Origin of the sequence: Massilia sp. MP_M2, assembly GCF_039123635.1 — a bacterium.
Lineage (GTDB): Bacteria > Pseudomonadota > Gammaproteobacteria > Burkholderiales > Burkholderiaceae_D > Telluria.
Window position 1 is genome coordinate 231,826 of record NZ_JBCHJF010000008.1, and the last position, 26,961, is coordinate 258,786.

General features: G+C 64.7%; 20 protein-coding genes. 4 read left to right on the forward strand and 16 right to left on the reverse strand.

Features of this window, described 5'->3' with window-relative positions; genetic code table 11:
* Positions 1 to 175 precede the first annotated feature (175 nt).
* The 3 genes from RCH14_RS17655 to mfd all read right to left on the reverse strand — a co-directional run bounded on the left by RCH14_RS17655 (position 176) and on the right by mfd (position 5,028).
* A complete protein-coding gene (locus RCH14_RS17655; protein ID WP_343027406.1) occupies positions 176 to 622 on the reverse strand; it encodes a hypothetical protein in 447 nt (148 codons plus the stop codon).
* A 108-nt stretch (positions 623 to 730) separates the two neighbouring features.
* Positions 731 to 1,579, reverse strand: a complete 849-nt coding sequence (gene serB / locus RCH14_RS17660; RefSeq protein WP_343027407.1) for a phosphoserine phosphatase SerB — start codon at positions 1,577 to 1,579, stop codon at positions 731 to 733.
* 2 nt (positions 1,580 to 1,581) lie between these two features.
* Positions 1,582 to 5,028: a transcription-repair coupling factor gene (mfd, locus tag RCH14_RS17665; protein WP_343027408.1), complete on the reverse strand. Its 3,447-nt coding sequence runs from the start codon at positions 5,026 to 5,028 to the stop codon at positions 1,582 to 1,584.
* A gap of 342 nt (positions 5,029 to 5,370) precedes the next feature.
* Between mfd and RCH14_RS17670 the strand changes: the two genes are divergently transcribed.
* The gene (locus tag RCH14_RS17670; RefSeq protein ID WP_343027409.1) at positions 5,371 to 6,690 is read left to right on the forward strand and encodes a GDSL-type esterase/lipase family protein; all 1,320 of its coding nucleotides are present in this window, start codon (positions 5,371 to 5,373) and stop codon (positions 6,688 to 6,690) included.
* Here RCH14_RS17670 and RCH14_RS17675 read toward each other — a convergent pair.
* From RCH14_RS17675 to RCH14_RS17705, 7 genes are all read right to left on the reverse strand, one after another.
* On the reverse strand, positions 6,687 to 7,634 hold the full coding sequence (locus tag RCH14_RS17675) for a 5'-nucleotidase (protein WP_343027410.1): 948 nt from the start codon (positions 7,632 to 7,634) through the stop codon (positions 6,687 to 6,689). The genes RCH14_RS17670 and RCH14_RS17675 overlap by 4 nt on opposite strands.
* The gene (locus RCH14_RS17680; RefSeq protein ID WP_343027411.1) at positions 7,635 to 8,642 is read right to left on the reverse strand and encodes an HDOD domain-containing protein; all 1,008 of its coding nucleotides are present in this window, start codon (positions 8,640 to 8,642) and stop codon (positions 7,635 to 7,637) included. It lies immediately after the preceding gene.
* Positions 8,643 to 8,744: 102 nt separating this feature from the next.
* Positions 8,745 to 9,014, reverse strand: a complete 270-nt coding sequence (locus RCH14_RS17685) for a hypothetical protein (RefSeq protein WP_343027412.1) — start codon at positions 9,012 to 9,014, stop codon at positions 8,745 to 8,747.
* A 111-nt stretch (positions 9,015 to 9,125) separates the two neighbouring features.
* Positions 9,126 to 9,386, reverse strand: coding sequence for a hypothetical protein (locus RCH14_RS17690; protein WP_343027413.1), 261 nt, complete (start codon positions 9,384 to 9,386; stop codon positions 9,126 to 9,128).
* Between the two features lie 116 nt (positions 9,387 to 9,502).
* Positions 9,503 to 11,281, reverse strand: a complete 1,779-nt coding sequence (locus RCH14_RS17695; RefSeq protein WP_343027414.1) for an EAL domain-containing protein — start codon at positions 11,279 to 11,281, stop codon at positions 9,503 to 9,505.
* Positions 11,271 to 12,635: a diguanylate cyclase domain-containing protein gene (locus RCH14_RS17700; protein ID WP_343027415.1), complete on the reverse strand. Its 1,365-nt coding sequence runs from the start codon at positions 12,633 to 12,635 to the stop codon at positions 11,271 to 11,273. The genes RCH14_RS17695 and RCH14_RS17700 overlap by 11 nt, the downstream gene beginning before the upstream one ends.
* Complete coding sequence (locus RCH14_RS17705) at positions 12,632 to 13,015, reverse strand: phosphonate transporter (protein ID WP_343027416.1); 384 nt, start codon at positions 13,013 to 13,015, stop codon at positions 12,632 to 12,634. Before RCH14_RS17705 ends, RCH14_RS17700 begins: the two co-directional genes overlap by 4 nt.
* Before the next feature lie 192 nt (positions 13,016 to 13,207).
* On the opposite strand from RCH14_RS17705, the gene RCH14_RS17710 reads away from it, so the two are divergent.
* The gene (locus tag RCH14_RS17710; protein WP_343027417.1) at positions 13,208 to 14,509 is read left to right on the forward strand and encodes an AMP-binding protein; all 1,302 of its coding nucleotides are present in this window, start codon (positions 13,208 to 13,210) and stop codon (positions 14,507 to 14,509) included.
* A 14-nt stretch (positions 14,510 to 14,523) separates the two neighbouring features.
* Here RCH14_RS17710 and RCH14_RS17715 read toward each other — a convergent pair whose 3' ends face one another.
* Both RCH14_RS17715 and RCH14_RS17720 read right to left on the reverse strand, forming a co-directional pair.
* Entirely contained in the window at positions 14,524 to 14,883 is a 360-nt protein-coding gene (locus RCH14_RS17715; protein ID WP_343027418.1) for a DUF1428 domain-containing protein, read from the reverse strand.
* Between the two features lie 96 nt (positions 14,884 to 14,979).
* Positions 14,980 to 17,433 carry a PBP1A family penicillin-binding protein gene (locus RCH14_RS17720; RefSeq protein WP_343027454.1) on the reverse strand — a complete coding sequence of 818 codons (2,454 nt, stop codon included), beginning with the start codon at positions 17,431 to 17,433 and terminating at the stop codon, positions 14,980 to 14,982.
* Between the two features lie 206 nt (positions 17,434 to 17,639).
* On the opposite strand from RCH14_RS17720, the gene RCH14_RS17725 reads away from it, so the two are divergent.
* On the forward strand, positions 17,640 to 19,889 hold the full coding sequence (locus RCH14_RS17725) for an OPT family oligopeptide transporter (protein ID WP_343027419.1): 2,250 nt from the start codon (positions 17,640 to 17,642) through the stop codon (positions 19,887 to 19,889).
* Positions 19,890 to 20,151: 262 nt separating this feature from the next.
* Here RCH14_RS17725 and RCH14_RS17730 read toward each other — a convergent pair whose 3' ends face one another.
* A complete protein-coding gene (locus RCH14_RS17730; protein ID WP_343027420.1) occupies positions 20,152 to 21,657 on the reverse strand; it encodes an oligopeptide:H+ symporter in 1,506 nt (501 codons plus the stop codon).
* 260 nt (positions 21,658 to 21,917) lie between these two features.
* On the opposite strand from RCH14_RS17730, the gene ppnN reads away from it, so the two are divergent.
* Positions 21,918 to 23,339 carry a nucleotide 5'-monophosphate nucleosidase PpnN gene (gene ppnN, locus RCH14_RS17735; protein WP_343027421.1) on the forward strand — a complete coding sequence of 474 codons (1,422 nt, stop codon included), beginning with the start codon at positions 21,918 to 21,920 and terminating at the stop codon, positions 23,337 to 23,339.
* Positions 23,340 to 23,511: 172 nt separating this feature from the next.
* Here ppnN and lysS read toward each other — a convergent pair whose 3' ends face one another.
* The 3 genes from lysS to prfB form a co-directional block, all read right to left on the reverse strand.
* Positions 23,512 to 25,047: a lysine--tRNA ligase gene (gene lysS, locus RCH14_RS17740; RefSeq protein ID WP_343027422.1), complete on the reverse strand. Its 1,536-nt coding sequence runs from the start codon at positions 25,045 to 25,047 to the stop codon at positions 23,512 to 23,514.
* 59 nt (positions 25,048 to 25,106) lie between these two features.
* Positions 25,107 to 25,778 (reverse strand): HAD family phosphatase, encoded by a 672-nt coding sequence (locus tag RCH14_RS17745; RefSeq protein ID WP_343027423.1) that lies wholly within the window; start codon positions 25,776 to 25,778, stop codon positions 25,107 to 25,109.
* A 13-nt stretch (positions 25,779 to 25,791) separates the two neighbouring features.
* Positions 25,792 to 26,896, reverse strand: a protein-coding gene (prfB, locus tag RCH14_RS17750) for a peptide chain release factor 2 (RefSeq protein WP_343027424.1) whose coding sequence is annotated in 2 segments (ribosomal slippage) — positions 25,792 to 26,814 and positions 26,816 to 26,896 — 1,104 coding nt in all. Because the reading frame shifts where the segments join, the coding sequence is not laid out codon by codon here.
* Between the last annotated feature and the right edge of the window lie 65 nt (positions 26,897 to 26,961).

Sequence of the window (26,961 nt, forward strand, 5' to 3'; positions counted from 1 at the left end):
GACATTCGGACACGACCTCAGCGTTAGGCATGTCCAACGGCGTCTTGACCGGTATGAGCATGGGCCGGTACCAGCTGGTTCCGCCCCCCCAATTGTCGAGACCGTGTCCGAATGTCAGACCTGACCCCGGCTTTTCTGCAAAAAAAAGCCGGCATTGGCCGGCTGGTGGTGCGTATTACCTGCGGTACGGGAAGTGCGTTCCAATGCCGCCGCCCCAGCCTCGGCCACGATGGCCGCGCCAGCTGCTGCGGCCGAAGTCGAAGCCCAGTCCGATCGAGATTGGCGGGTACCAGTAGTTCGGCTGTTCGACATACACTGGCTGCGGCACGTAGACCGGTTGCTGCTGGATATACACGGGCTGCTGCTGCACGTACACCGGCTGCTGCGGCGTGTAGTAGGGCGTCGAATAGCTTGTCGCAGGCACTGGGGTCGAGGTCACCGTACTGCCACCTGACGATGCCACGCGCGCGCCTGTGCCGATTGGCACGGGCGTCACGGACACGACACGCCACTGGCTCGGATCTGCCGCTTGGACATAGCCTTGATTGCTGTAATAGGGGCCCGGCGCGGCGCAACCGGCCAGCGCGCCCAGAGACACAATAACGATCGCAAGATTTTTCATGGCGCTCCTCCTGATCACCCCATCATACGAGCTTGCGGGCAAGGGGGAGCACGGTTTTACAAGGTGTTACAGCGGCGCAGCAGACCGGTCTACCTGCGTGAGCGCTCATCAGCCTAGAATTGTCAGCAACCCATCCAGGCCGGAGAAGTTCAGCGCCACATCGGCCTGCGCCCGCACGACCGGTTTGGCGCGAAACGCCACCGACAGCCCGGCAATGCCCATCATCCTGAGGTCGTTGGCGCCATCGCCCATCACGACCGCGTGCGACGGCGAGATGCCCAGTTCAGCACACACGCGCTCGACGGTGCGTTTCTTTTCCTCGGCATCGACGATCCCGCCCACGACGCGACCGGTCAGCTTGCCGTTTTCGACCTCGAGCACGTTCGCGTGCGTGTAGTCCAGGCCCAGGCGCGCGCCGAGACGCTCGGTAAAGAACGTGAAGCCGCCCGACACCAGCAGCGTCTTGATGCCGGCCGCCTGTACGGCCTGCAGCATCGCTTCGCCACCCGGCGAGATGCGCAGGCGCTCGTCATAGACGCGCTGCAGGGCGCCTGCGTCCAGGCCTGCCAGCAGGGCCACGCGGCGCCTGAGGCTCTCCGAGAAATCGAGTTCGCCCCGCATCGCCGCCTCGGTGATTTCGGACACCTGCGGCTTGAGGCCCTGCATGTCGGCGATTTCATCGATGCACTCGATCGTAATCAGCGTCGAATCCATGTCCATCGCCACCAGGCCTACGTCGGCCAGCGAGCGGCCGGGGGCGATGAAGGTGGCGTCCACGCCAGCCTCGAACGCGGCGGCGGCGATGCGCTCTTTCAAGTCGGCGTCGAACGTCACGCTCTCACAGCGTAGTGAATGTGCGCCCAGCTGCGTGGTGCGCTGGGGATTGGCCAGTTGCGCCAGGCGCATCAGTGTGGCGGGATCGGCCTGCGGGCCTTGGAGCACCAGATTCATCGTCATGATTATGCGAGCAGTTGTTTGATGGTCTGTTTGATCTGATTCACGCGCGCCGACAGGTCGGGCATGCTGGCCGTGATGCGCAGCTTGTCCTGGCCCGCCAGTTTGACGTGGCGGTTCTTCTGGATCAGCGTGATGATCTTGATCGGATCGATCGGCGGCTTTTCCATGAACTGCAGGCTGGCCGCCTCGCCGTGTGCATCGATCTTGACGATGCCCACCGCTTTGGCGGCGATGCGCAGCCGGTGCGTTTCGACCAGCGCCTTCACCGGCTCGGGCAGTTTGCCGAAGCGGTCGATCAGCTCCTCCTGCATGCTGTCGATGCGATCAAGCGTTTCGCAATTGGCCAGGCGCTTGTAGATCGACAGGCGCTCGTGCACATCGCCACAGTAGTCGGCCGGCAGCAGCGCCGGTACGTGCAGATTGATTTCGGTGGTCGATGACAGCGGCGCCGCCAGATCGGGCTCCTTGCCGGCCTTGAGCGAGCGTACCGCTTCGTTGAGCATGTCCGAATACAGCTGGAAGCCGATCTCCAGCATCTCGCCCGACTGGTTCTCGCCCAGCACCTCGCCCGCGCCCCGGATTTCCAGGTCATGCATCGCCAGGTAAAAGCCGCTGCCCAGTTCTTCCATCTGCTGGATGGCGTCCAGGCGGCGCTGCGATTGCTTGGTCAGGTTCTGCACGTCGCTCACCAACAGATAGGCATACGCCTGGTGGTGCGAGCGGCCCACGCGCCCGCGCAGCTGGTGCAGCTGCGCCAGGCCGAACTTGTCGGCGCGGTGCATGATGATCGTGTTTGCGGTCGGCACGTCGATGCCGGTCTCGATGATGGTCGTGCACAGCAGGATATTGAAGCGCTGCGCCACGAAGTCGCGCATGACTTTTTCAAGGTCGCGCTCGTGCATCTGGCCGTGGGCCACGCCGATGCGGGCTTCCGGCAGCAGCTCTTCGAGCATCGCACGGCGGTTTTCGATGGTGTCGACTTCGTTGTGCAGGAAGTAGATCTGGCCGCCGCGCTTGAGTTCACGCAGGCACGCCTCGCGGATGATCGAGCCGTCTTCGCTGCGTACGAAGGTTTTGATCGCCAGGCGCTTTTGCGGCGCGGTGGCGATGATCGAAAAATCGCGCAAGCCTTCCAGCGCCATGCCCAGCGTGCGCGGGATCGGCGTGGCGGTGAGGGTCAGCACGTCAACTTCGGCGCGCAGCGATTTCAACGCTTCCTTCTGGCGTACGCCAAAGCGGTGTTCTTCGTCGATGATCACGAGGCCCAGGCGCGTGAACTTCACGTCGGGCGAGAGCAGCTTGTGGGTGCCGATGACGATGTCGAGCGTGCCATCGGCCATGCCCTTGATCGCATTGTTGATCTCCTTGCCAGTGCGAAAGCGCGACAGCTCGGCGATCTTCACGGGCCAGTCGGCGAAGCGGTCGGCGAAGGTCTGCGCGTGCTGCTCGGCCAGCAGCGTCGTCGGCGCCAGGATCGCGACCTGCTTGCCGCCCATGACCGCGATGAAGGCTGCGCGCAGCGCGACTTCGGTCTTGCCGAAGCCGACATCGCCGCACACCAGCCGGTCCATCGGGCGGCCCGACGTCATATCCTTGATGACGTTGTGGATCGCCTCGGCCTGGTCGGGCGTCTCTTCGAAGCCGAAGCTCTGCGAGAAGTTTTCGTAGTCGACGTTCGAATACTCGAACGCGTGGCCCTGGCGCAGCGCGCGCCGCGCGTACAGGTTCAGCAGTTCAGCGGCCGTGTCGCGCACCTGCTCGGCGGCCTTGCGCTTGGCTTTTTCCCACTGGCCCGAGCCGAGCGAATGCAGCGGCGCGTCTTCGGCGGCCGTGCCCGAGTAGCGCGCGATCACATGCAGCTGCGACACCGGCACGTACAGCTTCGTGTCTTTCGCGTATTCAAGGTGCAGGAATTCGGTCTCGCCTTCGCCCAGGTCCATGCTGGTCAGGCCCATGTAGCGCCCGATGCCATGGTTGATGTGCACGACCGGGTCGCCGATCTTGAGTTCGGACAGGTCGCGCACCATCGACTCGACCTGGCTCGTCGCTTCCTGCTTTTTCTTGCCGGCGCGCCGGCCCGAACCCGCATACAGCTCGGTCTCGGTGATGAACACCAGGTGGCCGGCGCCCGCATCGAGCAGCTCGAAGCCGGCCTGCAGCGGCGCGACGCCCAGCGCCAGGCGTGCGTCGCTCGCGCGGAAGCCCTCGAAGCCTTCGACCGGCGCCAGCTCGAGCTTGTATTCACTGAAGTACTGCTGCAGCGTTTCGCGCCGGCCGGCCGAGTCGGCGCAGATCATCACGCGCGTGTCGCTGCGCTCCAGGTAGGTGCGCAGGCTGACGAGCGGATCATCCAGGCGGCGGTTGACGGCGACATCGGGAATCGGCGCCGACAATTCGGACGCGGGTGCGAGCGGGTCGCGCGCGATGTTCCAGCGACCGTGCGGCTTGATGCAGGTGAAGAACTGCTCGGCGCTAAGGAATAGTTCGGTCGGCTCCAGGATCGGGCGTTCACGGTCGCTTTTCAGGAAACGGTAGCGCGACTCGGTGTCCATCCAGAAGCGCCCGATGGCGCCTTCGATATCGCCAATCAGCGCCAGCGGCGTGCCATCGGGCAGGTAATCCAGCAGCGTCGAGGTCGCGTCGAAGAACAGCGGCAGGTAATACTCGATACCGGCCGAGGCGATGCCGCTGCCGATGTCGCGGTAAACCGGCGAGCGCGACGGATCGCCTTCGAAGCGTTCGCGCCAGCGGCCGCGAAAACCCGTCCTTGCCGCTTCGTCCATCGGGAATTCGCGGCCCGGCAGCAGGCGCACTTCGCGCACCGGATACAGCGAGCGCTGGGTGTCGGCGTCAAACGTGCGGATCGATTCGATCTCGTCGCCAAACAGATCGAGGCGGTAGGGCAGGACGGAGCCCATCGGGAACAGGTCGATCAGGCCGCCGCGCACCGAGTACTCGCCCGGCGACATCACCTGCGACACGTGCGTGTAGCCGGCCAGCGTCAGCTGCGCCTTGAGGCGTGCTTCGTCGAGGCGTTCGCCCTGGCGGAAGAAAAACGTGTACGCCGCGAGGAACGACGGCGGCGCCAGGCGCACCAGCGCCGTGGTGGCCGGCACCATCAGTACGTCGCACTGGCCGTTGCGGATCTCGTGTAGCGTCGCCAGACGTTCGGATACCAGGTCCTGGTGCGGCGAGAACGCATCGTACGGCAGCGTTTCCCAATCGGGCAGCAGGTGGCAGGCGAGCTTGCCATCGGCAAACCACGGGATTTCGTCGAGCAGCCGCTGGCCGTCGCTGGCATTGGCCACGACGACGGTGAGCATCTGGCCCTGGGCCTTGAGTGCGAGGGCGGCAACCGCCAGCGCGTAGGCGTCGGACGAACCGTGAAGGAGCGGCAGGACGAAACGATGGCCTGCTTTGGGGAGGTGTTTCTCGAGGTCGAAAGGCATGCCGCGTGCTTGAGGTATCCGTGAAAAATGCGCTGGAAAGTGGACGTCAATTATAGTCGAACGCGCATCGCGCCGCCGCGCACCCTCGGGATCGATGTTGCATCTCCTGCCATTACGTCATCTTCGGCGTCACGCACGTTCAATGCCTGATTTAATGCCAGGGGGAACCATCATGTCTTTTTCAGAAGCAGCAGCAATCGCGAACGACGCCGGGTTCGATGACATCGAGGTGTTCGAGGCGGGCGGCGCGTTTCGCGGCTGGATATGTCGAGCCTGAGGCGATTGCGGGGCCACTGAAAGTCGCGCATGATAGCGTTCCCATCCCATCATGACGGAGAACCCATGCGCCCTGGACTGGCCAGCTTGTCAATACTGTGTTCGTCGTTGCTGTGCGCCGCCGCCAGCGCGGCGCCGCCGGCAGCGGTGGTGTTGTTTGACGACGTGGCGCAGCCCGGCGTCGAGATCCTGGCGCTGGCGCCCGATACCACGCACCTGCTCCAGGGTGATATGGCCACTGCCCACGCGGCGCTGCGCGCGACTTTTCCGGGCAGCGCCATCGAGCTTGCGCGCAGCAAGCGGGCCGATGGTGGCGCCGCTCTCACGCTGCAGTGGCGCCAGATCTGGAAAAGCGGCGTGGCGCTGCAGAGCGCGCCGCAGGACCTGCGGCCATTTCTCGCGCAGGGCACGCTGGCATTCGACCTGAAAGTCGACACGCTCGCTGCGGGTGGCCTCGCGGTCAAGGTCGGGTGCGGGGATGGATGTGAGCGCGAGGTGCCGTATGTGCTCGCCGGCCGCGCCGCCCAGGGCAAGGGCTGGCAGCGGGTGGTGCTGGCGCTGTCGTGCTTCGCCCGCGATGGCGACGATTTCTCGCAGGTGGCCAGGCCGTTTGCGCTGGAGGGCACGGGTAGCGGCCAGGTCAGCATCGCCAACGTGGCCATCTCGCCAGGCGGCGCGCCGAACACGGCGTGCGCGGACTGGCGCACGGTGGCGGTCACGCCGGCCAGACTCGACGAAGCCTGGTCGATCGACTGGTGGCTGCCGCGTCATCGCCAGAAACTGGACGAGGCGCAGCGGATGGTGCGCGAGGGCCGCAGCCCGCAACTGGTGTTCATCGGCGACTCGATCACGCAGGGCTGGGAAAAAGAAGGGGCGCGCGTCTGGCAGGCCCACTATGCGAGGTTCGATGCGCTGGAACTCGGGTTTGGTGGCGACCGTACCGAGAATGTGTTGTGGCGCTTGCAGAATGGCGCCGTCGATGGCCTCGATCCGAAGGTGGCGGTGCTGATGATCGGTACGAACAACACGGGCTTGCGGGGCGATTTCCCGGCCAGCACACTGGCGGGCATCCGTCGCAATCTCGACGAGCTCCGGCAGCGCCTGCCGCGCACGCGCATCCTGCTGGTGGCGATTTTCCCACGCGATGCGACGCCCGAGAGCCCGCGCCGGCGCATGAACGACGCGATCAATGCGCAATTGCCGGCGCTGGCCGATGGCGACCGGATCGTGTTGCTGGACGTGAACCGCGCGTTGCTGACGCCGGACGGCACGTTGAGCAAAACGGTCATGCCCGACTTGCTGCATCCGAACGAAGCGGGCTACGCGATCTGGGCCAAGGCGATGCAGCCTGAGCTCGAGCGCCTCATCGCCCTGCCGCGTCTCTAGGAGCCCTCGACGATGCGCCGGTTGGCGACGCCAAACGGCACGTGCACCATCGGGATCGTGCCGCCAGGGCCGGACTTGAGGTGCGTGAGCTGGTCGTCGAAGAAGATGTGCGGCTTGAACACCGACAGCACGCGCGCCTTGTCCATCCCGCCCAGGAAGAACGTCTCGTCGGCCGAGACGCCCCAGCTGCCCAGCGTGGTCACGACGCGCTCGTGCGCCGGTGCGCTGCGCGCCGTGATGATGGCAATGCGCACGATGCGGCGGTAATCCGGGTCGGCCTGCTCGGCGTTGTGTTCCAGCTGCTGCAACATGGCCAGTTTGCGAAACATCCCGGCCAGCGGGCCTGGCTGGTGCGGGCGCGCCATGTGCAGGGTTTCATGGGCGTGGAACTCGCTCAGGTCGTTGTTGCGCTTGTAGACCGTTTCGGATTCGTCATCGGCGATGACGCCGTCGAAGTCGAAGGCCACGCGCAGCTCGATGTCGTCGTCTTCGTCGGCGATGGCGGACGGCAGCACGAGGCCAGCCGGATAATCGACCGCGATCGCGCTCTTGACGTCTTCTTCGTTTGCCGAGAGGAACAGGGCCGTGTTGAATGCGGGCAGATACGGATACGGCGATTTGCCGCTCATGAACACGGCGCGCGAGATGTCCAGGCCGTAGTGGGCGATCGAGCGCATGACGCGCAAGCCCGTCTCAGGCGAATTGCGCGAGAACAGCACCACTTCGACGGGCGCCTGCTGCGGAAAACACCTGTTGATGCTAAGAAAGCGCCGGATGAACGGAAACGCCACGCCGCGCGCCAGGATCACGTCGCGCTGGCGCGCCTGGTGGCTGCGGTAGGCTTCCGCGCCCTCGTCCAGATAGACCTGGTGTGAGTCGGACAGGTCGAACAGTGCGCTGGAGGCGACACCGATCACGAGTTTTTCTTCGATGGGAAAGGGCATTCAGGCGTCCTGCTGGCCGGCATTGTCGGCGTCGTTGAAGGTGTCGTAGACCTGGCGCAGGCCTGCGGGCAAGGCTGCCACGGCGCTCACGAATGCCGGCTGGCCACCGCCGGCCAGCATGTGCAGCTTGGCCAGGCGGTCGGCTTCGCCCAGCGCGGCAGGCAGATGGGTGGACAGGGTCGCCGCGTTGCCCACATGGGCAATGGCGTGGCCGATGGCCGGTGGCAGTTCCCACTGGCCGGCAATCCCGGCCGAGATCAGGCGCGCGGCGTGCACCAGGCGCAGGCCGAAGGCATCGCTGTCGGGCAGGCCGCCGGTCGGCAGCAGGCCATCGATCACGCGCAAGGCCACGATCAGGCCGACATTGTGCATCAGGCCCGCCAGATACGCTTCGAACGGATCAGCGCCATGGCTGTGCGCCAGCAGGCTGGCTGCCTGCGCGCATTTCTCTGACTGGTTCCATAACTGCGGCGCGACCAGGCGCGCCAGGCGGCTGGTCTGCAGGCTGATAATCCGGCGAAACGCCACGCGTGCCAGCAGCATGCGCAAGCCGTTCTGGCCAAGCAGCAGCAGCGCGCCTTCCAGGTTGCGCACCGGCGTGCCGGGCTGGTAATACGGGCTGTTGACTTCGCGGATCACTTCGGCGACAAGCACCGTGTCCTGCGCCACCTGGCGCGCCAGATCGGCCGATGAGGCGGACTCGCTGCGCAGGCTGCGCAGCACTTGGGGGATTACGGCCGGCACCCGGGGTACAAGGCTGCTGGCCGCCTGCGGATCGCGCACGAGGCGCGTCAGTTCGTCGAGCACCACGGTTTCATCGCCCCCTGCACCGGTAACGTGCGGCGCGGCCAGCCAGTGAAAGAACGCGAGGTCCAGGTCGAGCGCGGGCTGGTCATTGACCATTGGCATGGGCACCGCTTCGCACGGCGGCACGAAAGACGAGGAAGGTGGCTGATCGGCAGCCCTCGTGGGCGCGGCGCCAAACAGGCGTGCGAGCCAGCGTTTCATGGGGAGGATGTCACGAGAGGGGTGGGCATGGCGTGATTCTACCGCGCCAGCCCCGACGCACGACCGGGAATCCGGTCATGCGTACATCGGATTACTGCTTGCTTACTGCTTGCTGTCCGAGCCCGTCGTCGTGTGACTGGTGTTGGTTGGCGTGCTGGCAGTGCCGGTAGCAGGGGTGGAGCCGGTGTTGGCGCCAGCCGTCGGCGTGATGCCCATCTGCGCATCGACCGTCGCATTGCCGGTGGAGCCAGCTGCTGTGGTGCCCATCGAGGACGAACCGCTGCTGCTGGTGCCCATGGTGTCGGTAGTGTTGCAGCCTGCCAGGGCGAAGGCCATGAGGACGCCAATGAGTGCAGTGTGAAGTGTTTTCATAGCTATGCTCCTTGAGAAGGAAATGACATGATCAGTCGGTCACCCTTGGGTAACCGACGGACCACCCACGCGCGCGATATGGCGCTGTGGGCTGTTGCTCCTGCCTGTGGATCAGCGGCCGGTAGCCGAGTTGGTCACTGGCTCATTGTTGCTGGTGGTGCCCGATGCGCTGTTGACGCCGGTTGCGCCGGTCGCGCCCGAATTCCAGCTACCCTGGCCTGCGGTCGTGCTTGGGGTTTGCACCGAGCCGGTCGTCGACATCGTGCTGCTCGAGCCGCTCATCGTGTCGGTGGTCTTGCTTGGGGTATCACATGCGGCCAGGCCCAGTGCCATCATGCCTGCGATCAGTGCGGTTCCGAGGGTGCGTGTCATGGTAGTCTCCGTGATGATTAAGTTGTCTTATCATCAAGCAGCCATGGGTTCAAGCGAATAGGAACACAGAGTCCAATCTTGTAGGACGACACGCCCAGCGCACGTCAGCGCAGGCGTCAGTGGATGGCGGCCTCGTAACTTGCCAGCCAGGACAGCAGTTCGGCGGCAGGCAGAGGCCTGCTATAGAAATAGCCCTGCACCTTGTCGCACAACTGGCTGCGCACCACGTCAAGCTGCGACTGGGTTTCGACGCCCTCGGCCACGGTCGTCATCCCCAGGCTGCGCGCAACCTTGACGGTGGCTTCAATGAGTACGCGGTGGTGCGCACTGGTATCGGCCTGGCACACGAACGAGCGGTCGATCTTGACTGTGTCTACCGGCAGCAGGTGCAGGCTCGACAGCGACGAATAGCCGGTGCCGAAATCGTCCAGCGCCAGCTGGATGCCCAGGGCCTTGAGGTCATGCAGGCGCTGCTGGATATCCTGGTCCTGCGCCGCCAGGCTTTCGGTGACCTCGAGTTGCAGGCAGCCCGGCGGCATCCCGGTGTCGTGCAGAATGCGCCGCACGCCGTCGATCCAGCCCGGCTGTGCCAGCTGCGCGCGCGACAGGTTCACCGCCATCAGGCCGGGTGCGCGCTCGCCCAGGCGCGCGCGCCAATCGAGGAAATCGCGGCTGGCGCGTTCGAGAACGAAGTCGCCCAGGAGACCGATCAGGCCGCATTCTTCGGCCACCTCGATGAAGTCGATCGGCGGCACGATGCCGCGCACCGGATGGCGCCAGCGCACCAGCGCCTCGACCCCGGCGGCGTAATCGACGCCGCCACAGGGCAACAGGCGCACGACTGGCTGGTAGACGACGAACAGCTGTTCTTCGACCAGTGCCTGGCGCAGTTCGGCTTCGATGCCGGCGCGGCGCGCGGCGCGTTCACGCATGCTCGGCGCGAACACCACGTGGCGGTTGCCGCCGGTCCGCTTGGCCTCGACCATCGCGATACCGGCGTCGCGCAGCACGTCGTCGGGGTCGCGCAGGGCGATCTCAGGATCGTCCAGGCTCCAGGCCAGGCCGACGCTGGCGCCGCAGACGATGTCGTGGCCATCGACCAGATAAGGGTGGGCCAGCGCGTCGAGCAGGCGCAGCGCAATGCGCTCGGCGTCGGCGCGGCCGCGCAGGCCATCGAGGAGGACGACGAATTCGTCACCCCCGGTGCGCGCGGCAAGTTGCCCGCTCTGCATGCCCGGTTCGATCCGGCCGAGCGACGGGCGCAGCGCGCCGCGCAGGCGGTCGGCCATGTGCATCAGCAGATGGTCGCCGACGCCCTGGCCCAGGCTGTCATTGATCTGGCGGAAGCGGTCGCAATTCAAGGTCAGCACCGCAAAGCCGATGTCGGACACCGGCTGCGCCAGCAGGTGCTGCAGGGCGTCGCGCACGGCTTCGCGGTTGGGCATGCGGGTGAGGGCATCGGTGCGCGCGGCATTGCGCAGGCGGCGCGACAGCATCTCTTGCTCGCGCTGCACTTCGAACGTGGCGTCAGCCACGGTGGCCATCAGGCGTTCGGGGTCGAGCTTCATCAGGTTCAGCGCCAGCACCTGCAGGCTGCCGCTGGCGGGATGGGGGACGCCCACCGGCAGGCGCAGGCCTTCGCAGATCATGCCGGACGGTTCGATGAACGCCTCGACCATGGCCGCCAGGTGCGGCGCCACCGGCGTCAGTACGTCGAACAGATTGTCCAGGCCCTGCGCGGTGGCCAACGGCATCAAGAGCCGCGACGCCATCGGGTTGAGCAGGTCGACCGTGCCGTCGAGCGAGGTCTGGGCCAGGCCGATCGGCGCCCGGTACAGGAACTGCACCAGCGCTTCATAGGCGTCGACCGCGTCGTGTTGTACCTTAGGCTCCATCGAGCGCCTCCTGGGTAGCGGCAGGTATGGCCTCGGGCTGCCAGGTCAGGGCGCGGTTGCGTCCGGCGCGCTTGGCCGCGTACAGGGCCTGATCGGCTTGCTTGATGAGCAGGTCGACGCCGCCATGGCCGTCGACCGCCACCGCCACGCCGGCGCTGATCGTGCAGACGATCGCCTGGCCGTCGAAGCTCTTGGCGTCCAGCGCGACGCGCGCGCACAGGCGCTCGGCCAGTTCCAGCGCACGCGCCAGGTCGGTCGAGGGCAGCAGCACCGCGAATTCCTCGCCGCCGATGCGCGCGACGACGTCGACTTCGCGGAAGAAGTCGAGCAGGATCGCCGCCAGGTGCTGCAGCACGGCGTCGCCGCCCGGATGGCCGTAGCGGTCGTTGACGGCCTTGAAGTGGTCGGCGTCGAGGATGATCATGGCAGTCGGACGCGGCGCGGCGCGGCTGCGTTCCAATTCCTGGCTGGTGGCGTCGAACAGCGCGCGGCGGTTGGCCAGGCCAGTGAGGTAGTCGCTGAACGCCTCGCGCCGACGCCGTTCGGCGATATCGCGCTTGTCGCTCACGTCGCGCAGGATCAGACAATACGCGGCCCCCGCTTCGCAGGGCAGGCACGGGGTGCCATCTGCGGTTTCGCGGTCGGCTTCCGGCAGCGGCGCGATCATCACGCTGCCCCAGAATGCGCTGCCGTCGGCGCGCAGCAGGCGGCTTTCGTCCAGTGCCCAGCCATCGGCATCGGCTTCGCGCAAGCGGTCCAGCGCGTGCTCGGGCGTAATGGCATCGGCCGGATAAAACATCGTATAGCTCTGCCCCTCGGCATCCTGGCCGAAACCGGTCACGCGGCCGATGCTTGGGTTCCATTCGCATAGCCGGCCTTGCGCATCCAGGCTGGCCAGCGCGTAATCGGCGATGCCCGTCAGGACCGCATTGAGCCAGGCATCGTTCTGGCGCTGGCGGCATTCGCGCCGCACCTGCTCGGTGATGTCGTCGATGACGGCCATGATGCGGCTGGCATCGAGCCTGAGCAGCGTGATCGACAGGATCTGCGGCATGCGCTTGCCCGAGCCGCTGCCGGCATGCAGGTGCACGTGCATGCCGTCGCAGATCTTGCCGCTCTGGATGGTGCTCTGCTGGCACAGATTGCGCAGGTCGGGCGCGATGTCCTCGAGCGCGACGAACAGGTTGTCGAGCCCGCCGTTGCGCGAGTGCGGCATCAAGAGCTGTGCCGCGATCGGGTTGATCATGGCGATCTCACCATCGGCGTCGAGCTGTACCAGCCCAACCGGGGCAAGATACAGGAACTGGATCAGCGCCTCGTATTCCGTGCTGAGCTGGGCGAGGGCGTCACTCACTTTGGTTGCCGCTTGACGAGTACGTAGCGGGTGGCGCTACCGGGGGTGGATAACAGGCGCAGGACAACTTTCACCGGGCGCATGCGCAGCGTCAGCACGTAATCGATGGTTTCGTCGAGCGCAATGTTCTGTTCCAGCGCGTCATCGAAACGCTGCGCGACCATGAAGTTGTTCATGCAGGCTGCCACGTTCGTAAACAGTGGCTGGCCCAGGACGCGCTGCGGCGACAGGCCGGCAGCTTGCGACTCGAATACGTTGTAGCGGCTGACCTCGGTATTCGCGTCGAAACCGATGACGCCGAAATCGAGTTGGTCCAGTTCGTCGGCAGAACACGCGTCGAGTCGGGCGGCCAGCTCGGGAAAATCAAAGGCAAGAGTCATGAAATGGGTGCCGACGCGCGGCCAAAGGATATTGGTTACGATGGTGCCATGTGCAATAAAGACGTGTCAATTGCCCGTCCGCAACAATTCACTATTTAATTGCGAGAATGTGTCTTTCGCCACAGTCACCACCAAATTGACAGCCTTCTGATTCAACGTCACCATGCGTTCCACTTTATATTCTCACATTTCATGACACACAAACCGAACGATGCAGACCGCTGGTGGCGCGACGGAGCAGGCTTGCAACGGATGGTCGCCGACCTGCTGGGCGCGGAACTGGCGGCGCTGCGACCCGGCAGGCAGACGCTGGCGGCGCCCTGGCCCGCAGCGCTCGACCTGCGCCGTGATCTGGGCACCGATTCGCTCGAGCTGATGGGACTGGCGTCGGCGCTGGAAACCCAGTTGCATCTGCACGAAGCGGCCGGCGCGCCACTGCTGGCGCGCACGGGTCTGCAAGATTGGCTGGATGCGGCGCACGCCGGGCTCGACGCTGACGGGAGCGCGCTGACGTTTCGCACCTCTGGCAGCAGTGGTGCGCCCAAGCCATGTACGCATCCGCTTGCGTTGCTGTTGCAAGAGGTCGACGCACTTGCCCGCTTGCTGCCGGAGCGGCGGCGCATTGTCAGTGTGGTGCCGGCGCATCATATCTACGGTTTCTTGTTTACGGTCTTGCTGCCACGCCGTCTTGGCATCGAGGCCGTGTGCGATCTGCGCGGCCATGCACCGGCCGCGCTGGCGGCCCAGCTGACAGCGGGCGACCTTGTCATCGGGTTTCCCGATTTCTGGCGTGCATTCGGCCAGGCCGCCGGCGCGCTGGTGCCGGACGTCGTCGGCGTCACGTCGACGGCGCCGTGCCCGCCCGAGGTTGCCCACGCGGCGCTGGCAACAGGATTGGCGCGGCTGGTGCAGGTGTATGGCAGCTCGGAAACCGCCGGCGTCGGCTGGCGTGATGAGCCCGAGGGCGGGTACACGCTGTTCCCGTATTGGTCGCGCGCTGTGCCGGGTGATGTGAAGACCTGTGCGCCGACCTGTGCGCAGACCGACACGCAGACCGACATGCAGACCGATGGCCAGTGCGCTGGCCTGGTGCGCCAGTGCCCGGATGGCACGCGCCAGCAGGCAGCGTTGCAGGACCGGCTGGCATGGCGGGACGACGGGCGTTTTCAGCCCGACGGGCGCATTGACCAGGCGGTGCAGGTGGGCGGCGTCAATGTGTTTCCGGGCTATGTGGCCGATGTGTTGCGGCTGCATCCTGCCGTGCTGGACGCGAGCGTGCGCCGCATGCGCCCCGACGAAGGCGAGCGGCTCAAGGCCTTCGTGGTGGTGCGTGCCGGCGCCACGGCCGATGTCGCTCTGCAGGCGGGCTTGCATGCCTGGCTGAGCGAACGCCTGACGGCGCCAGAATGCCCGGCCGCCTATTCCTTCGGGCCGCGCCTGCCGCGTGGAGCAAGCGGCAAGCTGGCCGACTGGATCATCGATAGCGACGGCTAGCGGTACGCGCGCAATTACAGCGCCACGAAGTGCTCGAAGCCGCCAAAGAACATGCGCTTGACGTCGAACGGCACGCCGCCCGGCTGCATCATGGGGGCCAGGCGCGGATCGTTCATGACTTTTGCGTTGACCTCGTCGCGATGCGCGCGCGACTCGTAGACGGCCCAGGCGAGGATCACCGTTTCGCCTTCTTCGAGTTGCACGCTTTGCGGGAACGACGTGCGTTCGCCGGACGGGACGTCGTCGGCGATCCATTCGCGGTATTCCAGCGCGCCATGCTCGCGCCAGACGGCCCCTGCCAGCTGCGCTTGCGCGCGGTATGCTTCGATGTGGGACTTGGGAAGCGGAAGGACAAAACCATCGACATATGCCATGTGGATCTCCCTGGATAGTTGGACGCGCGCAGCGCGCCTGTGACCCACCAGTACGCGGCCCGCGAGGTTCCCGACAGCGTTGTCGGAAACCTCAGGCTACCACACGCTGTTGTCGGGCGGTGGCGCTTGCGGGGGCTGTTGCGCGGGCAGCAACGGCGGCTGCTGCGGTGGAGGCGTATTCGACGGCGGTGACTGCTGCAGCGGCTGCGCAGGCGGTGGCGCCACGTGGGGCAGGGCCTCCAGTGGCGATGGTCCTTCGGGCGCCGCCTCGTCGAACGGCTGCTGGAATTCGTCGACGGGCGCCGCTGGCGGCGCGAGCGCGATGTCGATCGTGCGTGTCTCGGCCGCATCGGCATATTCAGGATAGATCCAGTCGCGGCCATCATTGACCAGGTCTTCCGGCGGCGTGCGCTCGTGCGGCGCGACCTTGGCCAGCGCCACGCGCATGTAGTCGATCCAGATCGGCATTGCCAGCGTCGAGCCAAATTCGCGGCCGCCGAGCGACCGGGGTTCGTCGTAGCCCATCCACGATACCGCCACCACCTTGCCCGCGTAGCCGGCGAACCAGCCATCGATCGCATCGTTCGTGGTGCCGGTCTTGCCGGCCAGGTCGGTGCGGCCCAGCTGCTTGGCCGAGCCCGCGGCGGTGCCAAAGCGGGCCACGTCGCGCAGCATGCTGTCGACGACGAAGGCATTTCTCGCCGTGATGACACGATCGGCTTCCTGCGGGCCCTGGGACGGGGGCACGTCGGCAATCACGCTGCCATTGCCGTCGACAATGCGCGCGATCAGGTAGGGCTTGACGCGGTAGCCGCCGTTGGCGAACACCGAGTAGGCGCCGGCCAGCTGCAGCGGCGTGACCGCGCCCGTGCCCAGTGCCATCGTGTAGTTGCGTGGATGGCGCGCCAGGTCGAAGCCGAAGTGCTCGAGGTACTGGTGCGCGAAATCGACCGACACCGCGCGCAGCACGCGCACTGTTGGCACGTTCTTCGACTTGACGAGCGCCTGGCGCAGCGTGACTTCGCCGTCGAACACGCCGTCATCGTTCTGCGGCCGCCAGGGTGTGTCTTCGCTGGCTCCGGGCAGTTCGAGCGGCGCATCGAGAATGCGGGTGGTGGGCGAATAACCCTTTTCGAGCGCGGCCGAATACACGAATGGCTTGATGCTCGATCCCGGCTGGCGCCATGCCTGCGTGACGTGGTTGAACTTTTGCAGGTTGTAATCGAAACCGCCGACCAGCGCGTGGTAGGCGCCGGTGTCGGCATCGATCGCCACGAACGCCGCCTCGACCTGCGGCACCTGCACGATCGACCAGTCGCCGGCCTTGTCCTTCGTGAGGCGGATGAGGGCGCCCGGCGTGATCCGCAGCGCCTCGCGCGCGCCCGGCTGCAAGCCCGGGCTGGCGAACTTCAGGCCGGCGCCCTTGATGACGACGTCTTCGCCGGACAGCAGGGTTGCCCGCACCTGGCCGGTGCTGGCCGCGAGCACGACGCCGGCCAGCAAGCCGTCGCTGGAACGGCGCGCCTGCAGCGCGTCGGCGATGGCCTCGTCGCGCTGTTCGGGGTCAAGCGGCAGCTCGACGCGTGCCTCGGGACCACGGTAGCCATGGCGGCTGTCGTAGGCGAGCACGTTGCGCCGCACCGATTCATACGCTGCCTTTTGCTCGGCAGCGCGGATCGTCGTCGTGACCACGATGCCGCGCGTGTAGGCTTCTTCGCCGAACTGCGCGTAGACCGCCTGGCGCGCCAGCTCCGCGACATACTGGGCCGGCGTGTCGAATGTCTGGCCAGCGTCGCGCTTGACGCGCAGCGGTTCGGCCAGTGCGGCGGTGTATTGCGCCTCGGTGATCGTGCCCAGTTCCAGCAGGCGCTTGAGGATGGCGTGCTGGCGGGCTGCTGCACGTTTCGGGTTCGACACGGGATTGGTGCGCGCCGGGTTTTGCGGCAAACCCGCAAGCATCGCCGTCTCGGCGAGCGACAACTGATCGAGCGTCTTGCCGAAATAGCTGCGCGCAGCGCTCGAAAAACCGTAGGAGCGCTGGCCCAGATAGATCTGGTTCATGTACAGCTCGAGGATCTGGTCCTTGGACAGCGAGCCTTCGATCTTGTAGGCCAGCGCGACTTCGGTCAGCTTGCGCGAGAGCGTCTTTTCGTTGGTGAGGAAGAAGTTGCGCGCGACCTGCATCGTGATGGTCGACGCGCCCTGGCGAAAGCCGCCGCGCAGGTTGGCGCGGGCCGCGCCCATCGCGCGGATGAAGTCGATGCCGCCGTGTTCATAAAAGCGCGTGTCTTCAATGGCCAGCACGGCGCTTTTCATCATCACGGGGATCTTCGCGATTGGTACAAAATCGCGGTGCTCGACGCCGAACTGGCCGATCAGCACATTGTCTTGCGTGTAGATACGCAGCGGGATCTTGGGGCGGTAGTCGGTGACGGCGTCGATCGGCGGCACCTTGGCGCTGATCGCGCTCCACACGCCGATCGCCAGGCCACCCGCGATCAGCACCAGTGCAGCGAAAAAGATCAGCACGTACGCATACGCGCGCTTCATGCCCAGCAGGGTTGTTGCGGACTGTTGGTTGGTCGCTTTCAATGCCGAACTCTCACTGTAGAACGTTACTGTCGGCCACGTGGCGGGCCAGGATCGGGCGATTATAGTCCGCTTTCAGCCGGCGCTTTCTTTCCATTCGTGCATGTGCGATATTCCTGCTTTCGGTTCGTCCGCAGCGGCGAGCTACGCCCGCAACCAAGGACACCATGCCTCCCGATTCAAGCTTCAAACCGTATATTCCCGCGCATGCCCAACTGGCTGAAATGACGCCGCGCGCCCTGATCATGGGCGTTATCCTCGGCATGATCTTCGGCGCCTCGTCGCTGTATCTGGTACTCAAGGTCGGCCTGACCGTCAGCGCCTCGATCCCGGTGGCGGTCATCGCCATCACGCTGTTCGGCGTGGCGAAACAGCTCGGCGCGCGCGAATCGACGATCCTTGAAAACAGCATTGCGCAAACGGCGGGTTCGGCCGGCGAATCGCTCGCCTTCGGTCTGGGCGTGACGATGCCGGCGATCCTGATCCTTGGCTTTGACCTGGAAATCTCGCGCGTGCTGCTGGTGGGCGTGCTCGGTGGCCTGCTCGGCATCCTGATGATGATTCCACTGCGCCGCACGCTGATCGTCGACCAGCACCGCGAACTGAAATACCCGGAAGGCACGGCCTGCGCCGAGGTGCTCAAGGCCGCGGCCACCGACGTCTCGCGCGACGCGGCGGGCGAAGTGCGCATCGCCGGCAGCGACGCGGCCCGCATCGCCAAGCGGCGCGCGCTGCTGATCTTCGGGGGCTTCGGCATCGGCATCCTGTACAAGACACTCAGTGTGTCGTTCAAGGGCTGGCGCGACACCGTCAACTTCGAGTTCGGTGCACCCCTGAAGACCGGCAGCATCGGTGCCGAGATCTCGCCCGAGCTGGTGGGCGTGGGCTACATCATCGGGCCGCGCATCGCCTTCACGATGGCCGCCGGTGGCGTGCTGGCGTCGCTGATGCTGGTCCCGATGATCAAGTTCTTCGGCGAGCTGGCCAGCACGCCGCTCTCGCCCGGCACGATCCCGATCCGCGACATGACGGGCGACGATATCCGCAGCGCCTACATTCTCTACATCGGCGCCGGCGCCGTGGCCACGGGCGGCCTGATCTCGCTGGCGCGCTCGCTGCCGACAATCTGGAACGGCTTGCGCGGCGGCCTGGCCGGCATGAAGAACGGCAGCAGCGCCGACGCGTCGTTGCGTACCGACCGCGACATCCCGATGAAGTGGGTCGTCATCGGCTGCCTGGCGATCGTCGCCGTGATTTCGCTGGCCACGCCGCTGCACATGAACGTGCTCGGCGCGGTGCTGATCCTGGTGTTCGGCTTTCTGTTTGCGACGGTATCGTCACGGCTCGTGGGCGAGATCGGTTCGTCGTCGAATCCGATCTCGGGGATGGCCGTGGCCACGCTCTTGTTTACCTGCCTGATCTTTCTGCTGATGGGCTGGACGGGCGGCCAGTACTACGTGACCGCGCTGTCGGTCGGCGCGATCGTCTGCATCGCCGCCAGCAATGCGGGCACCACGTCGCAGGATCTGAAGACCGGCTACCTGGTCGGCTCCACGCCGCGCATGCAGCAATACGCGATCCTGTGCGGCGCATTTGCGTCGGCGCTGATCCTGGGGCCGGTGCTGCTCAAGCTGAACGACGCGGGCACCGTGTACGTGCCGGCGGCCCAGGTGGCGCCTGGCCTGACGGTCGATGCATCCCGCTTGACCGACACCGGCGCGCTGCACGGCCCGCAGGCCGAGACGGACAAGAACACCTATAAAGTCTGGCACAAGACCGACACGGTCGGCGGCCCGGCCGGCAAGTACTTCGTCGACAACGCGGGCAAGGCGGTGTATCTGGTCGACCCGGGCATCAACGGCCACCACAAGACACGCCCGGACGGCACCGAAGTGAAAAAGTACGATGCGCCCAAAGCGGTGCTGATGTCGTACATCATCAAGGGCATCCTGGACCGTGAGCTGCCGTGGACGCTGGTGCTGTTTGGCGTGATGATCGCGATCGTGCTGGAAATGGCGGGGATCGCGTCGCTGGCGTTTTCGGTGGGCGTCTACCTGCCGCTGGTGGCGACGCTGCCGATCGCGATCGGCGGCACGGTACGCTGGCTGGCGGACCGCCGCAATAACAAGCTGCCGCAGAACGTGGGCCTGAACGAAGAAGAGCGCCAGGCGGCAAATGACCGCAGCTCGGGCGTGCTGCTGGCGTCGGGCTATATCGCCGGCGGCGCGCTGGCAGGGATCATCATCGCCATCACGGCCGGCGTGCTGACCGACTTCGACGCTGCGGCCGCGCGCTGGGCCGAGGCGTACAACCCGTTCTTTGCGGGCGACAGCGCGAACGTGCTGAGCATGCTGCCGTACGCGGTGATCGTGGCGCTGCTGTTCTGGGTAGCGCGTGAAAAGGCGGTGAAGACATAGGGTGAACCAGGATGCACAGTCGGCTATGCCGTTCACCCTGCATCACCAACAAACAACAGCCGGGGTCAGGTCTGACATTTAGACACGACCTCAGCCGTAGCCACTTCCAACGCTGCGTTGCCGGTATTGGCATGGCTCTGCGCCAGCTAGTTCCTCTTCCCCGACTGTCGAGATCGTGTCCGAATGTCAGACCTGACCCCGGCTTTTGCTGAAACAAAAACGGCGGCCCGCAGGCCGCCGTTTTTATTGGTGCGTAGGGCGCTTACTTCACGCCGTGCATCAGCTTCTGGATCACCGGTGCCAGCAGCACCAGCAGAATGCCGCCGCCCAGCAGCGACAGCAGGCCGAAGTTGTAGCCATCGAGCGCCGATGCGACCGTCATGCCGGTTTCACCCGAGACGTGCGAGGCGAAGATGCCCGACAGGTTGTTGCCGATACCGGTCGACAGGAACCAGCCGCCCATGCCCAGGCCGACGAGGCGGGTAGGGGCCAGCTTGGTGACCATCGACAGGCCGATTGGCGACAGGCACAGCTCACCGACCGACTGGATCACGTAGACCGCGAACAGCGTCCAGAACGGGATCTTGCCGTTACCGTCGATCAGCTGCGACAGGGCGTACACCAGCAGGCCGAACGCGATGCCGTTGAAGATCAGGCCCAGGCCGAACTTACGCGGGATCGATGGGTTGGCGTTGCGCTTGCCCAGCCAGACCCAGACTGCGGCGATGATCGGCGCGAAGACGATGATGGCCACCGAGTTCACCGACTGGAACCAGGCGACAGGGAAGGTCCAGCCGTTCAGGTTGCGGTCGACGATGTTATCGGCCAGGAAGGTAAACGAGCTGCCGGCCTGCTCGAAGAAGCACCAGAACAACACGTTGAAGAAGAAGATGATCATCATCGCCCAGGTCTTGTCGCGGGCGACTTTGCCTTCGCGAATACCTTCGATGATCAGCATCGCGGCCAGGCCGATGAACAGGACCGTCAGCAGGATCTGCAGGTTGGCGGCGCCGGCTTGCAGCAGCAGGTAGACGATCGGGATCACGATCAGCGAACCGACGATGACCACCGCCAGGCGCTTTGGGCTGGCCAGTTCGCCGACCGGTGCGCCGATGCCCTGGAGCGTCTTGCGGCCGATGTAGAACCAGACCAGCGAGATCAGCATGCCGATGCCCGAGGCCAGGAACACGATCTTGTACGATGGCATGGCGGCAGTACCGAAGACTTTCTCGGCCAGCAGCTGGGTCAGGATCGGTGCGAAGAATGCGCCGACGTTGATGCCCATGTAGAAGATGGTGAAACCGGAATCGCGGCGGGTGTCGTTCAGCGCATACAGCTGGCCAACCATGGCCGAGATGTTCGGCTTGAACATGCCGTTACCGACGATGATGGTCGCCAGGCCCAGCTTGAACACGTCCTGGTTCGGAATCGAAATCATGAACAGGCCGGCCGCCATGAAGATCGCGCCAACCAGGATCGAGCGTTGATAACCGATGACGCGGTCGGCCACGTAGCCGCCGAACACGGCGCCGGCGTACACCAGCGCGAGGTAGGAACCGTAGGTCAGGTTGGCACTGGCCTGGCCAGCTGCGTCGCCCGCATAGAACTGGCCGACGATGTAAAGGACGAGTGCCCAACGAATGCCATAGAAAGCGAAGCGCTCCCAGAATTCCGTCATGAACAGCATCCACAGCGGTGCTGGATGGCCCATGATCTGCTTGAACTCTGGAAGAGGTCCCCGAGCTGGGGTAGTAGCTGCACCGCTCATGCGGTTCCTCCCGAAAATGTAATGACAAGGTAATTGTTATATGGCGCTATTCGACGGGCGAACGTTCCAATAGGCACGCATTCTAGTGCATATCCTGCATCATACGAAGCTTTTTTCCGGATGCGCCGACGGGGGCCGAACATAGTGCACTGCACCCCGTTTCGGGGCGCGCATGCGCCATCGGATTGGCGTATATTGCTGTACAGGATGGTCAGATTATTGGCAATCCGCACCACAGAATAGAACGAGGACATCAGATCATGACGCAAGCAGCAAGTGAATTACCCGTAGTAGATACAGCGCTGTCTCCCGAAAGCCGGCAGGTCGTCGACACGCAGATTTCGCCCGAAGGCCAGCTTGAAGTACTGTCCAAATCCGAGGTCAGCAAACTGCTTGATACCGGTCGCACGGGTCTGTATGACGTGTTTCGCAAATGTGCGCTCGCAGTACTCAATAGCGGCAGCGACATCGACGATGGCAAGGAACTGCTCGAGCGCTACGCGAGCTTCGACATCAGCATCCTGCAGCGCGAGCGCGGCATCAAGCTCGATATCCGCGGCGCGCCGGCCAGCGCGTTCGTCGATGGCAAGATGATCCGCGGGATCCACGAGCACCTGTTCGCCGTACTGCGCGACATCGTGTTCGTCAACTTCGACGTCACCGACAACCCCAAGTTCGACCTGACCCGCACTGACGGCATCACCGACGCCGTGTTTCACATCCTGCGCAACGCCAATGTGCTGCAGGCGCAGCGCAATCCCAATCTGGTCGTGTGCTGGGGCGGGCACTCGATTTCGCGCATCGAGTACAACTACACGAAGAAGGTCGGCTACGCGCTGGGCCTGCGCGAACTCGATATCTGCACCGGCTGCGGTCCGGGCGCGATGAAGGGGCCGATGAAGGGCGCCACGATCGGCCACTCGAAGCAGCGCCTGGCGGGCGGGCGTTATCTGGGCATCTCGGAGCCGGGCATCATCGCGGCCGAATCGCCGAACCCGATCGTCAACGACCTGGTGATCATGCCGGACATCGAAAAACGCCTCGAGGCTTTCGTGCGCACTGGCCACGGCATCGTCGTGTTCCCGGGCGGCGCCGGCACGGCCGAAGAAATCCTGTACATCCTTGGCATCCTGCTGCACCCCGATAACGCCGAGATCCCGTTCCCGCTGATCTTCACCGGCCCGGCGTCATCGCGCGACTACTTCACGCAGATCGACGCGTTCCTGGCGTTGACGCTGGGCGAAGCCGCACAGAAGCGCTACCAGATCATCATCGACGATCCGGATGCGGTGGCGGTCGCGATGGTCAAGGGCATCAGCGAAGTGCGGGCCTTCCGCAAGGCGCACAGCGATGCCTACTATTACAACTGGCGCCTGAAGATCGACCACGAATTCCAGAAGCCGTTCCGTCCGACCCATGAAAACATGCGCAACCTCGACCTGCACCGGGGCATCCCGACGCACCTGCTGGCGGCCAATCTGCGCCGCGCATTTTCGGGCGTGGTGGCCGGGAACGTGAAGGAAGAGGGGATTCGCGCGATCGAGCAATTCGGCAAGTACGAGATCCGTGGCGAGGCCGCGATCATGGGGCCGATGGATGCGCTGCTGGCGTCGTTCGTCGAACAGAGCCGCATGAAGTTGCCGGGCAAGGCCTACACGCCGTGCTACACCATCGTGCAGTAGACGCGTGGACGGCGTAGCCGTCCACCCTGCATCATCGTAGGGTGGACGGGTTTCCCGTCCACGCGGTGATCGTTATCATCACATCGCCCGGCACGATCGTAGAGACGCCGCCGAAAATAACAAAGGCCGCCCGAAGGCGGCCTTTTTCATTCAAGCGTCAACGCCCCGACACTCAGTCTTCCTTGCGCAAGTGCGGGAACAGCAGCACGTCGCGGATGTTCGGCGAATCGGTAATCAGCATCATCAGGCGATCGATGCCGATGCCGCAACCACCAGCCGGCGGCATGCCGTATTCGAGCGCGCGGATGTAGTCGGCGTCGTAGAACATCGCCTCTTCGTCGCCCGCATCCTTGGCTTCGACCTGCGCCAGGAAGCGCGCTGCCTGGTCTTCAGGATCGTTAAGCTCCGAAAAACCGTTGGCGATCTCGCGCCCGACCATGAACAGTTCGAAGCGCTCGGTCACGCCGGCGCGGGTGTCCGATGCGCGTGCCAGTGGCGAGACTTCGGCCGGGTAGTCGACGATGAAGGTCGGCTCCCACAGCTGCGCTTCAGCGGTTTCCTCGAACAGCGCCAGTTGCAGCGCGCCCAGGCCAGCGGTGGCGAATGGCTTGACGCCGAATTTCTTCAGTTCGGTCTTGATGAACTCGGCGTCGTTCAGCTGCTCCGGCGTGTAGCCCGGCGCGTACTTGTCGATTGCCTCGATGATCGTCAGGCGCTGGAACGGCTTGGACAGGTCGAGCTCACGGCCACCGTACGACAGCACGGCGCTGCCGTGGGCATCGACTGCGGCCTGGCGGATCACCTGCTCGGTGAAGTTCATGATCCACTTGTAATCGGTGTACGCCGCATAGAATTCCATCATCGTGAATTCAGGGTTGTGACGGACCGAAACGCCTTCGTTGCGGAAGTTGCGGTTCACTTCGAACACGCGGTCGAACCCGCCAACCACCAGGCGCTTGAGGTACAGCTCCGGTGCGATGCGCAGGTACATTTCCATGTCCAGCGCATTGTGGTGCGTGACGAACGGCTTGGCCGCGGCGCCGCCCGGGATCGGGTGCAGCATCGGCGTTTCGACTTCCATGAAGCCGTGCTCTTCCATGAAGCGGCGCATCGACGACATCGCGGCGGTGCGCGCCTTGAAGGTGCGGCGCGTGTCCTCGTTCATGATCAGGTCGACGTAGCGCTGGCGGTACTTGGTTTCCTGGTCGGCCAGGCCGTGGAATTTGTCCGGCAGCGGACGGATCGCCTTGGTGATCAGGCGCAGCTGGCTGACCTTGACCGTCAGTTCGTCGACCTTGGTTTTGAAGAGCGTGCCCTCCACGCCCAGAATGTCGCCCAGATCGTAGCTGCGCAATGCGTCCATCGCGGCTTCGCCAGCGCTGTCGAGCGTGATGTAGATCTGGATGCGGCCGCTGGCCGACGGGCCCGAGCTGTCCTGCAGCGTCGCGAACGCGGCTTTTTTGCCGGCTTCGCGGCGCAGCATCATGCGACCGGCCAGCACCACCGGAATCGGCTCGGCTTCGAGTTCTTCGCGCGTCTTCTCGCCGTAAGCCTGGACCAGGTCGGCCGCCTTGTGCTGCGGGACGAAGTCGTTCGGGAACGCGATGCCTTTTTCGCGGATGGCCGCCAGCTTGACGCGGCGCTCGGCCATGATCTTGTTTTCGTCGGCGCCTTGCAACGGTGCCTGTTCTTGGTTCTCGGTGGTCATAGTCGTTGTTGTTGATATTGGTTGAGCGTGCCTGCGATGCAGTCAGCAGTGGGCAGTGGTTAGGACAGCGAGAGCAGCGCTTCAACGTCCAGCTGCGTGAAGTCGTTGACAATCGCGATGACGTTCTCGAATTCGGCAAAGGCCTCGGCTGGCAGCGTGGTGGTGAGCACCACGGCGCGCATGCCGGCGCGGCGCGCCGCTTCCACGCCCAGCGGCGCGTCTTCGAACACGATGCACTGTGCCGGTACGACGGCGCAGCGCTCGGCGGCCTTGAGAAACACGTCCGGATGCGGTTTGCCGCGCGGGACGTCCACAGCGCCGACGACGACCGCATCGAATTTGCGCTGCAGGTCCATCTCGTCGAGGATGAAACTTGCGCTGCCTGACGAGGCCGACGTGGCCACCGCCAGGGCCCAGCCCTGTTCGCGTGCGCGGTCGATGAAGGCGTCGAAACCGTCGATCGTGCGCCGGTGCGGGCCGTACAGCGCGCGGTACAGCACTTCCTTTTCGTGGTTCAGCGTTGCCAGCGCATCATCGTCCAGGTCGGCGCCAAGATAGTGACGCAGGATTTCCTTGCCCTGACGGCCGGCCGTGTCGCGAAAGAACGCATCGGGCTCGATGGTTTGCCCCCGCTGCGCGAAGAACGTGATCCACGCACGGGTGTGGAAGTCCATATTGTCGACGATGGTGCCATCCATGTCGAAGATCAGCGCGCGGGCAGGGGGCGTCATGCGATGAAAGCCTTTAGACGTTTTGCTTCAGGGACGCCGAGATGAAATCATCGAGGTCGCCATCCAGGACGTTCTTGGTATTGCCGGTTTCAAAGCCGGTACGCAAATCCTTGATGCGCGACTGGTCCAGCACGTACGAGCGGATCTGATGGCCCCAGCCGACGTCGGTCTTGGAGTCTTCGAGCTTCTGCTGCTCGCTCATGCGGTTGCGCAGTTCGAGCTCGTACAGCTTGGCGCGCAGCATGTCCCAGGCTTCGGCCTTGTTGCGGTGCTGCGAGCGGTCGTTCTGGCACTGGACCACGATGCCCGACGGCCCGTGCGTCAGGCGCACTGCGGAGTCGGTCTTGTTGATGTGCTGACCACCTGCGCCCGAGGCGCGATAGGTATCGATGCGCACATCGGCCGGATTGATCTCGATCTCGATCGAATCATCGACTTCCGGATACACGAACAGCGACGTAAACGACGTGTGGCGGCCGTTGGCCGAATCGAACGGCGACTTGCGCACGAGGCGGTGCACGCCGGTTTCGGTGCGCAGGTGGCCATACGCGTATTCGCCATCGACCTTGATCGTGGCGGTCTTGATGCCCGCGACTTCACCGTCGGACTGCTCGAGGATCTCGGCCTTGAAGCCCTTGCGTTCACAATAACGCAGGTATTGACGCAGCAGCATCGAAGCCCAATCCTGCGCCTCGGTGCCGCCGGCGCCGGCCTGGATGTCGATGAAGCAGCTTGCGTGGTCCATCGCATTGGAGAACATCCGGCGGAACTCCATGGCCTCAATGATCTTCAGGATCGCATCGACGTCGCCCGCGACGGCTTCCATCGTGTCTTCGTCGCCTTCTTCGCGCGCCATCTGGAACAGGTCCAGCGCGTCGGCCAGGTCGGCCTTGGCTTTTTCGAGCGTCATCACGACGCCCTCGAGCGCCTTCTTCTCTTTGCCCATTTCCTGGGCGCGCTTCTGGTCGTTCCAGATGGCCGGGTCTTCCAGCTCCTGGTTGACCTGTTCTAGTTTCTCTGACTTCTTATCGAAGTCAAAGATACCTCCGAAGTTCGGCCTCACGACCCGTCAGGTCGTTCAGCAGGGCGGAAATGGCGTTGATGCGTTCGGCTTCCATGATATCGGCAGTCTCAATGTGGGTTGAATCGAACCGGGGATTATACCCGAGGAGTATGCTGCTGC

Coding starts and splice junctions, on each gene's coding strand:
- RCH14_RS17655 (WP_343027406.1), bottom strand. CDS start 622: ATGAAAAATCTTGCGATCGTTATTGTGTCTCTGGGCGCGCTGGCCGGT.
- serB (WP_343027407.1), bottom strand. CDS start 1,579: ATGACGATGAATCTGGTGCTCCAAGGCCCGCAGGCCGATCCCGCCACA.
- mfd (WP_343027408.1), bottom strand. CDS start 5,028: ATGCCTTTCGACCTCGAGAAACACCTCCCCAAAGCAGGCCATCGTTTC.
- RCH14_RS17670 (WP_343027409.1), top strand. CDS start 5,371: ATGCGCCCTGGACTGGCCAGCTTGTCAATACTGTGTTCGTCGTTGCTG.
- RCH14_RS17675 (WP_343027410.1), bottom strand. CDS start 7,634: ATGCCCTTTCCCATCGAAGAAAAACTCGTGATCGGTGTCGCCTCCAGC.
- RCH14_RS17680 (WP_343027411.1), bottom strand. CDS start 8,642: ATGAAACGCTGGCTCGCACGCCTGTTTGGCGCCGCGCCCACGAGGGCT.
- RCH14_RS17685 (WP_343027412.1), bottom strand. CDS start 9,014: ATGAAAACACTTCACACTGCACTCATTGGCGTCCTCATGGCCTTCGCC.
- RCH14_RS17690 (WP_343027413.1), bottom strand. CDS start 9,386: ATGACACGCACCCTCGGAACCGCACTGATCGCAGGCATGATGGCACTG.
- RCH14_RS17695 (WP_343027414.1), bottom strand. CDS start 11,281: ATGGAGCCTAAGGTACAACACGACGCGGTCGACGCCTATGAAGCGCTG.
- RCH14_RS17705 (WP_343027416.1), bottom strand. CDS start 13,015: ATGACTCTTGCCTTTGATTTTCCCGAGCTGGCCGCCCGACTCGACGCG.
- RCH14_RS17710 (WP_343027417.1), top strand. CDS start 13,208: ATGACACACAAACCGAACGATGCAGACCGCTGGTGGCGCGACGGAGCA.
- RCH14_RS17715 (WP_343027418.1), bottom strand. CDS start 14,883: ATGGCATATGTCGATGGTTTTGTCCTTCCGCTTCCCAAGTCCCACATC.
- RCH14_RS17720 (WP_343027454.1), bottom strand. CDS start 17,433: ATGAAGCGCGCGTATGCGTACGTGCTGATCTTTTTCGCTGCACTGGTG.
- RCH14_RS17725 (WP_343027419.1), top strand. CDS start 17,640: ATGCCTCCCGATTCAAGCTTCAAACCGTATATTCCCGCGCATGCCCAA.
- RCH14_RS17730 (WP_343027420.1), bottom strand. CDS start 21,657: ATGAGCGGTGCAGCTACTACCCCAGCTCGGGGACCTCTTCCAGAGTTC.
- ppnN (WP_343027421.1), top strand. CDS start 21,918: ATGACGCAAGCAGCAAGTGAATTACCCGTAGTAGATACAGCGCTGTCT.
- lysS (WP_343027422.1), bottom strand. CDS start 25,047: ATGACCACCGAGAACCAAGAACAGGCACCGTTGCAAGGCGCCGACGAA.
- RCH14_RS17745 (WP_343027423.1), bottom strand. CDS start 25,778: ATGACGCCCCCTGCCCGCGCGCTGATCTTCGACATGGATGGCACCATC.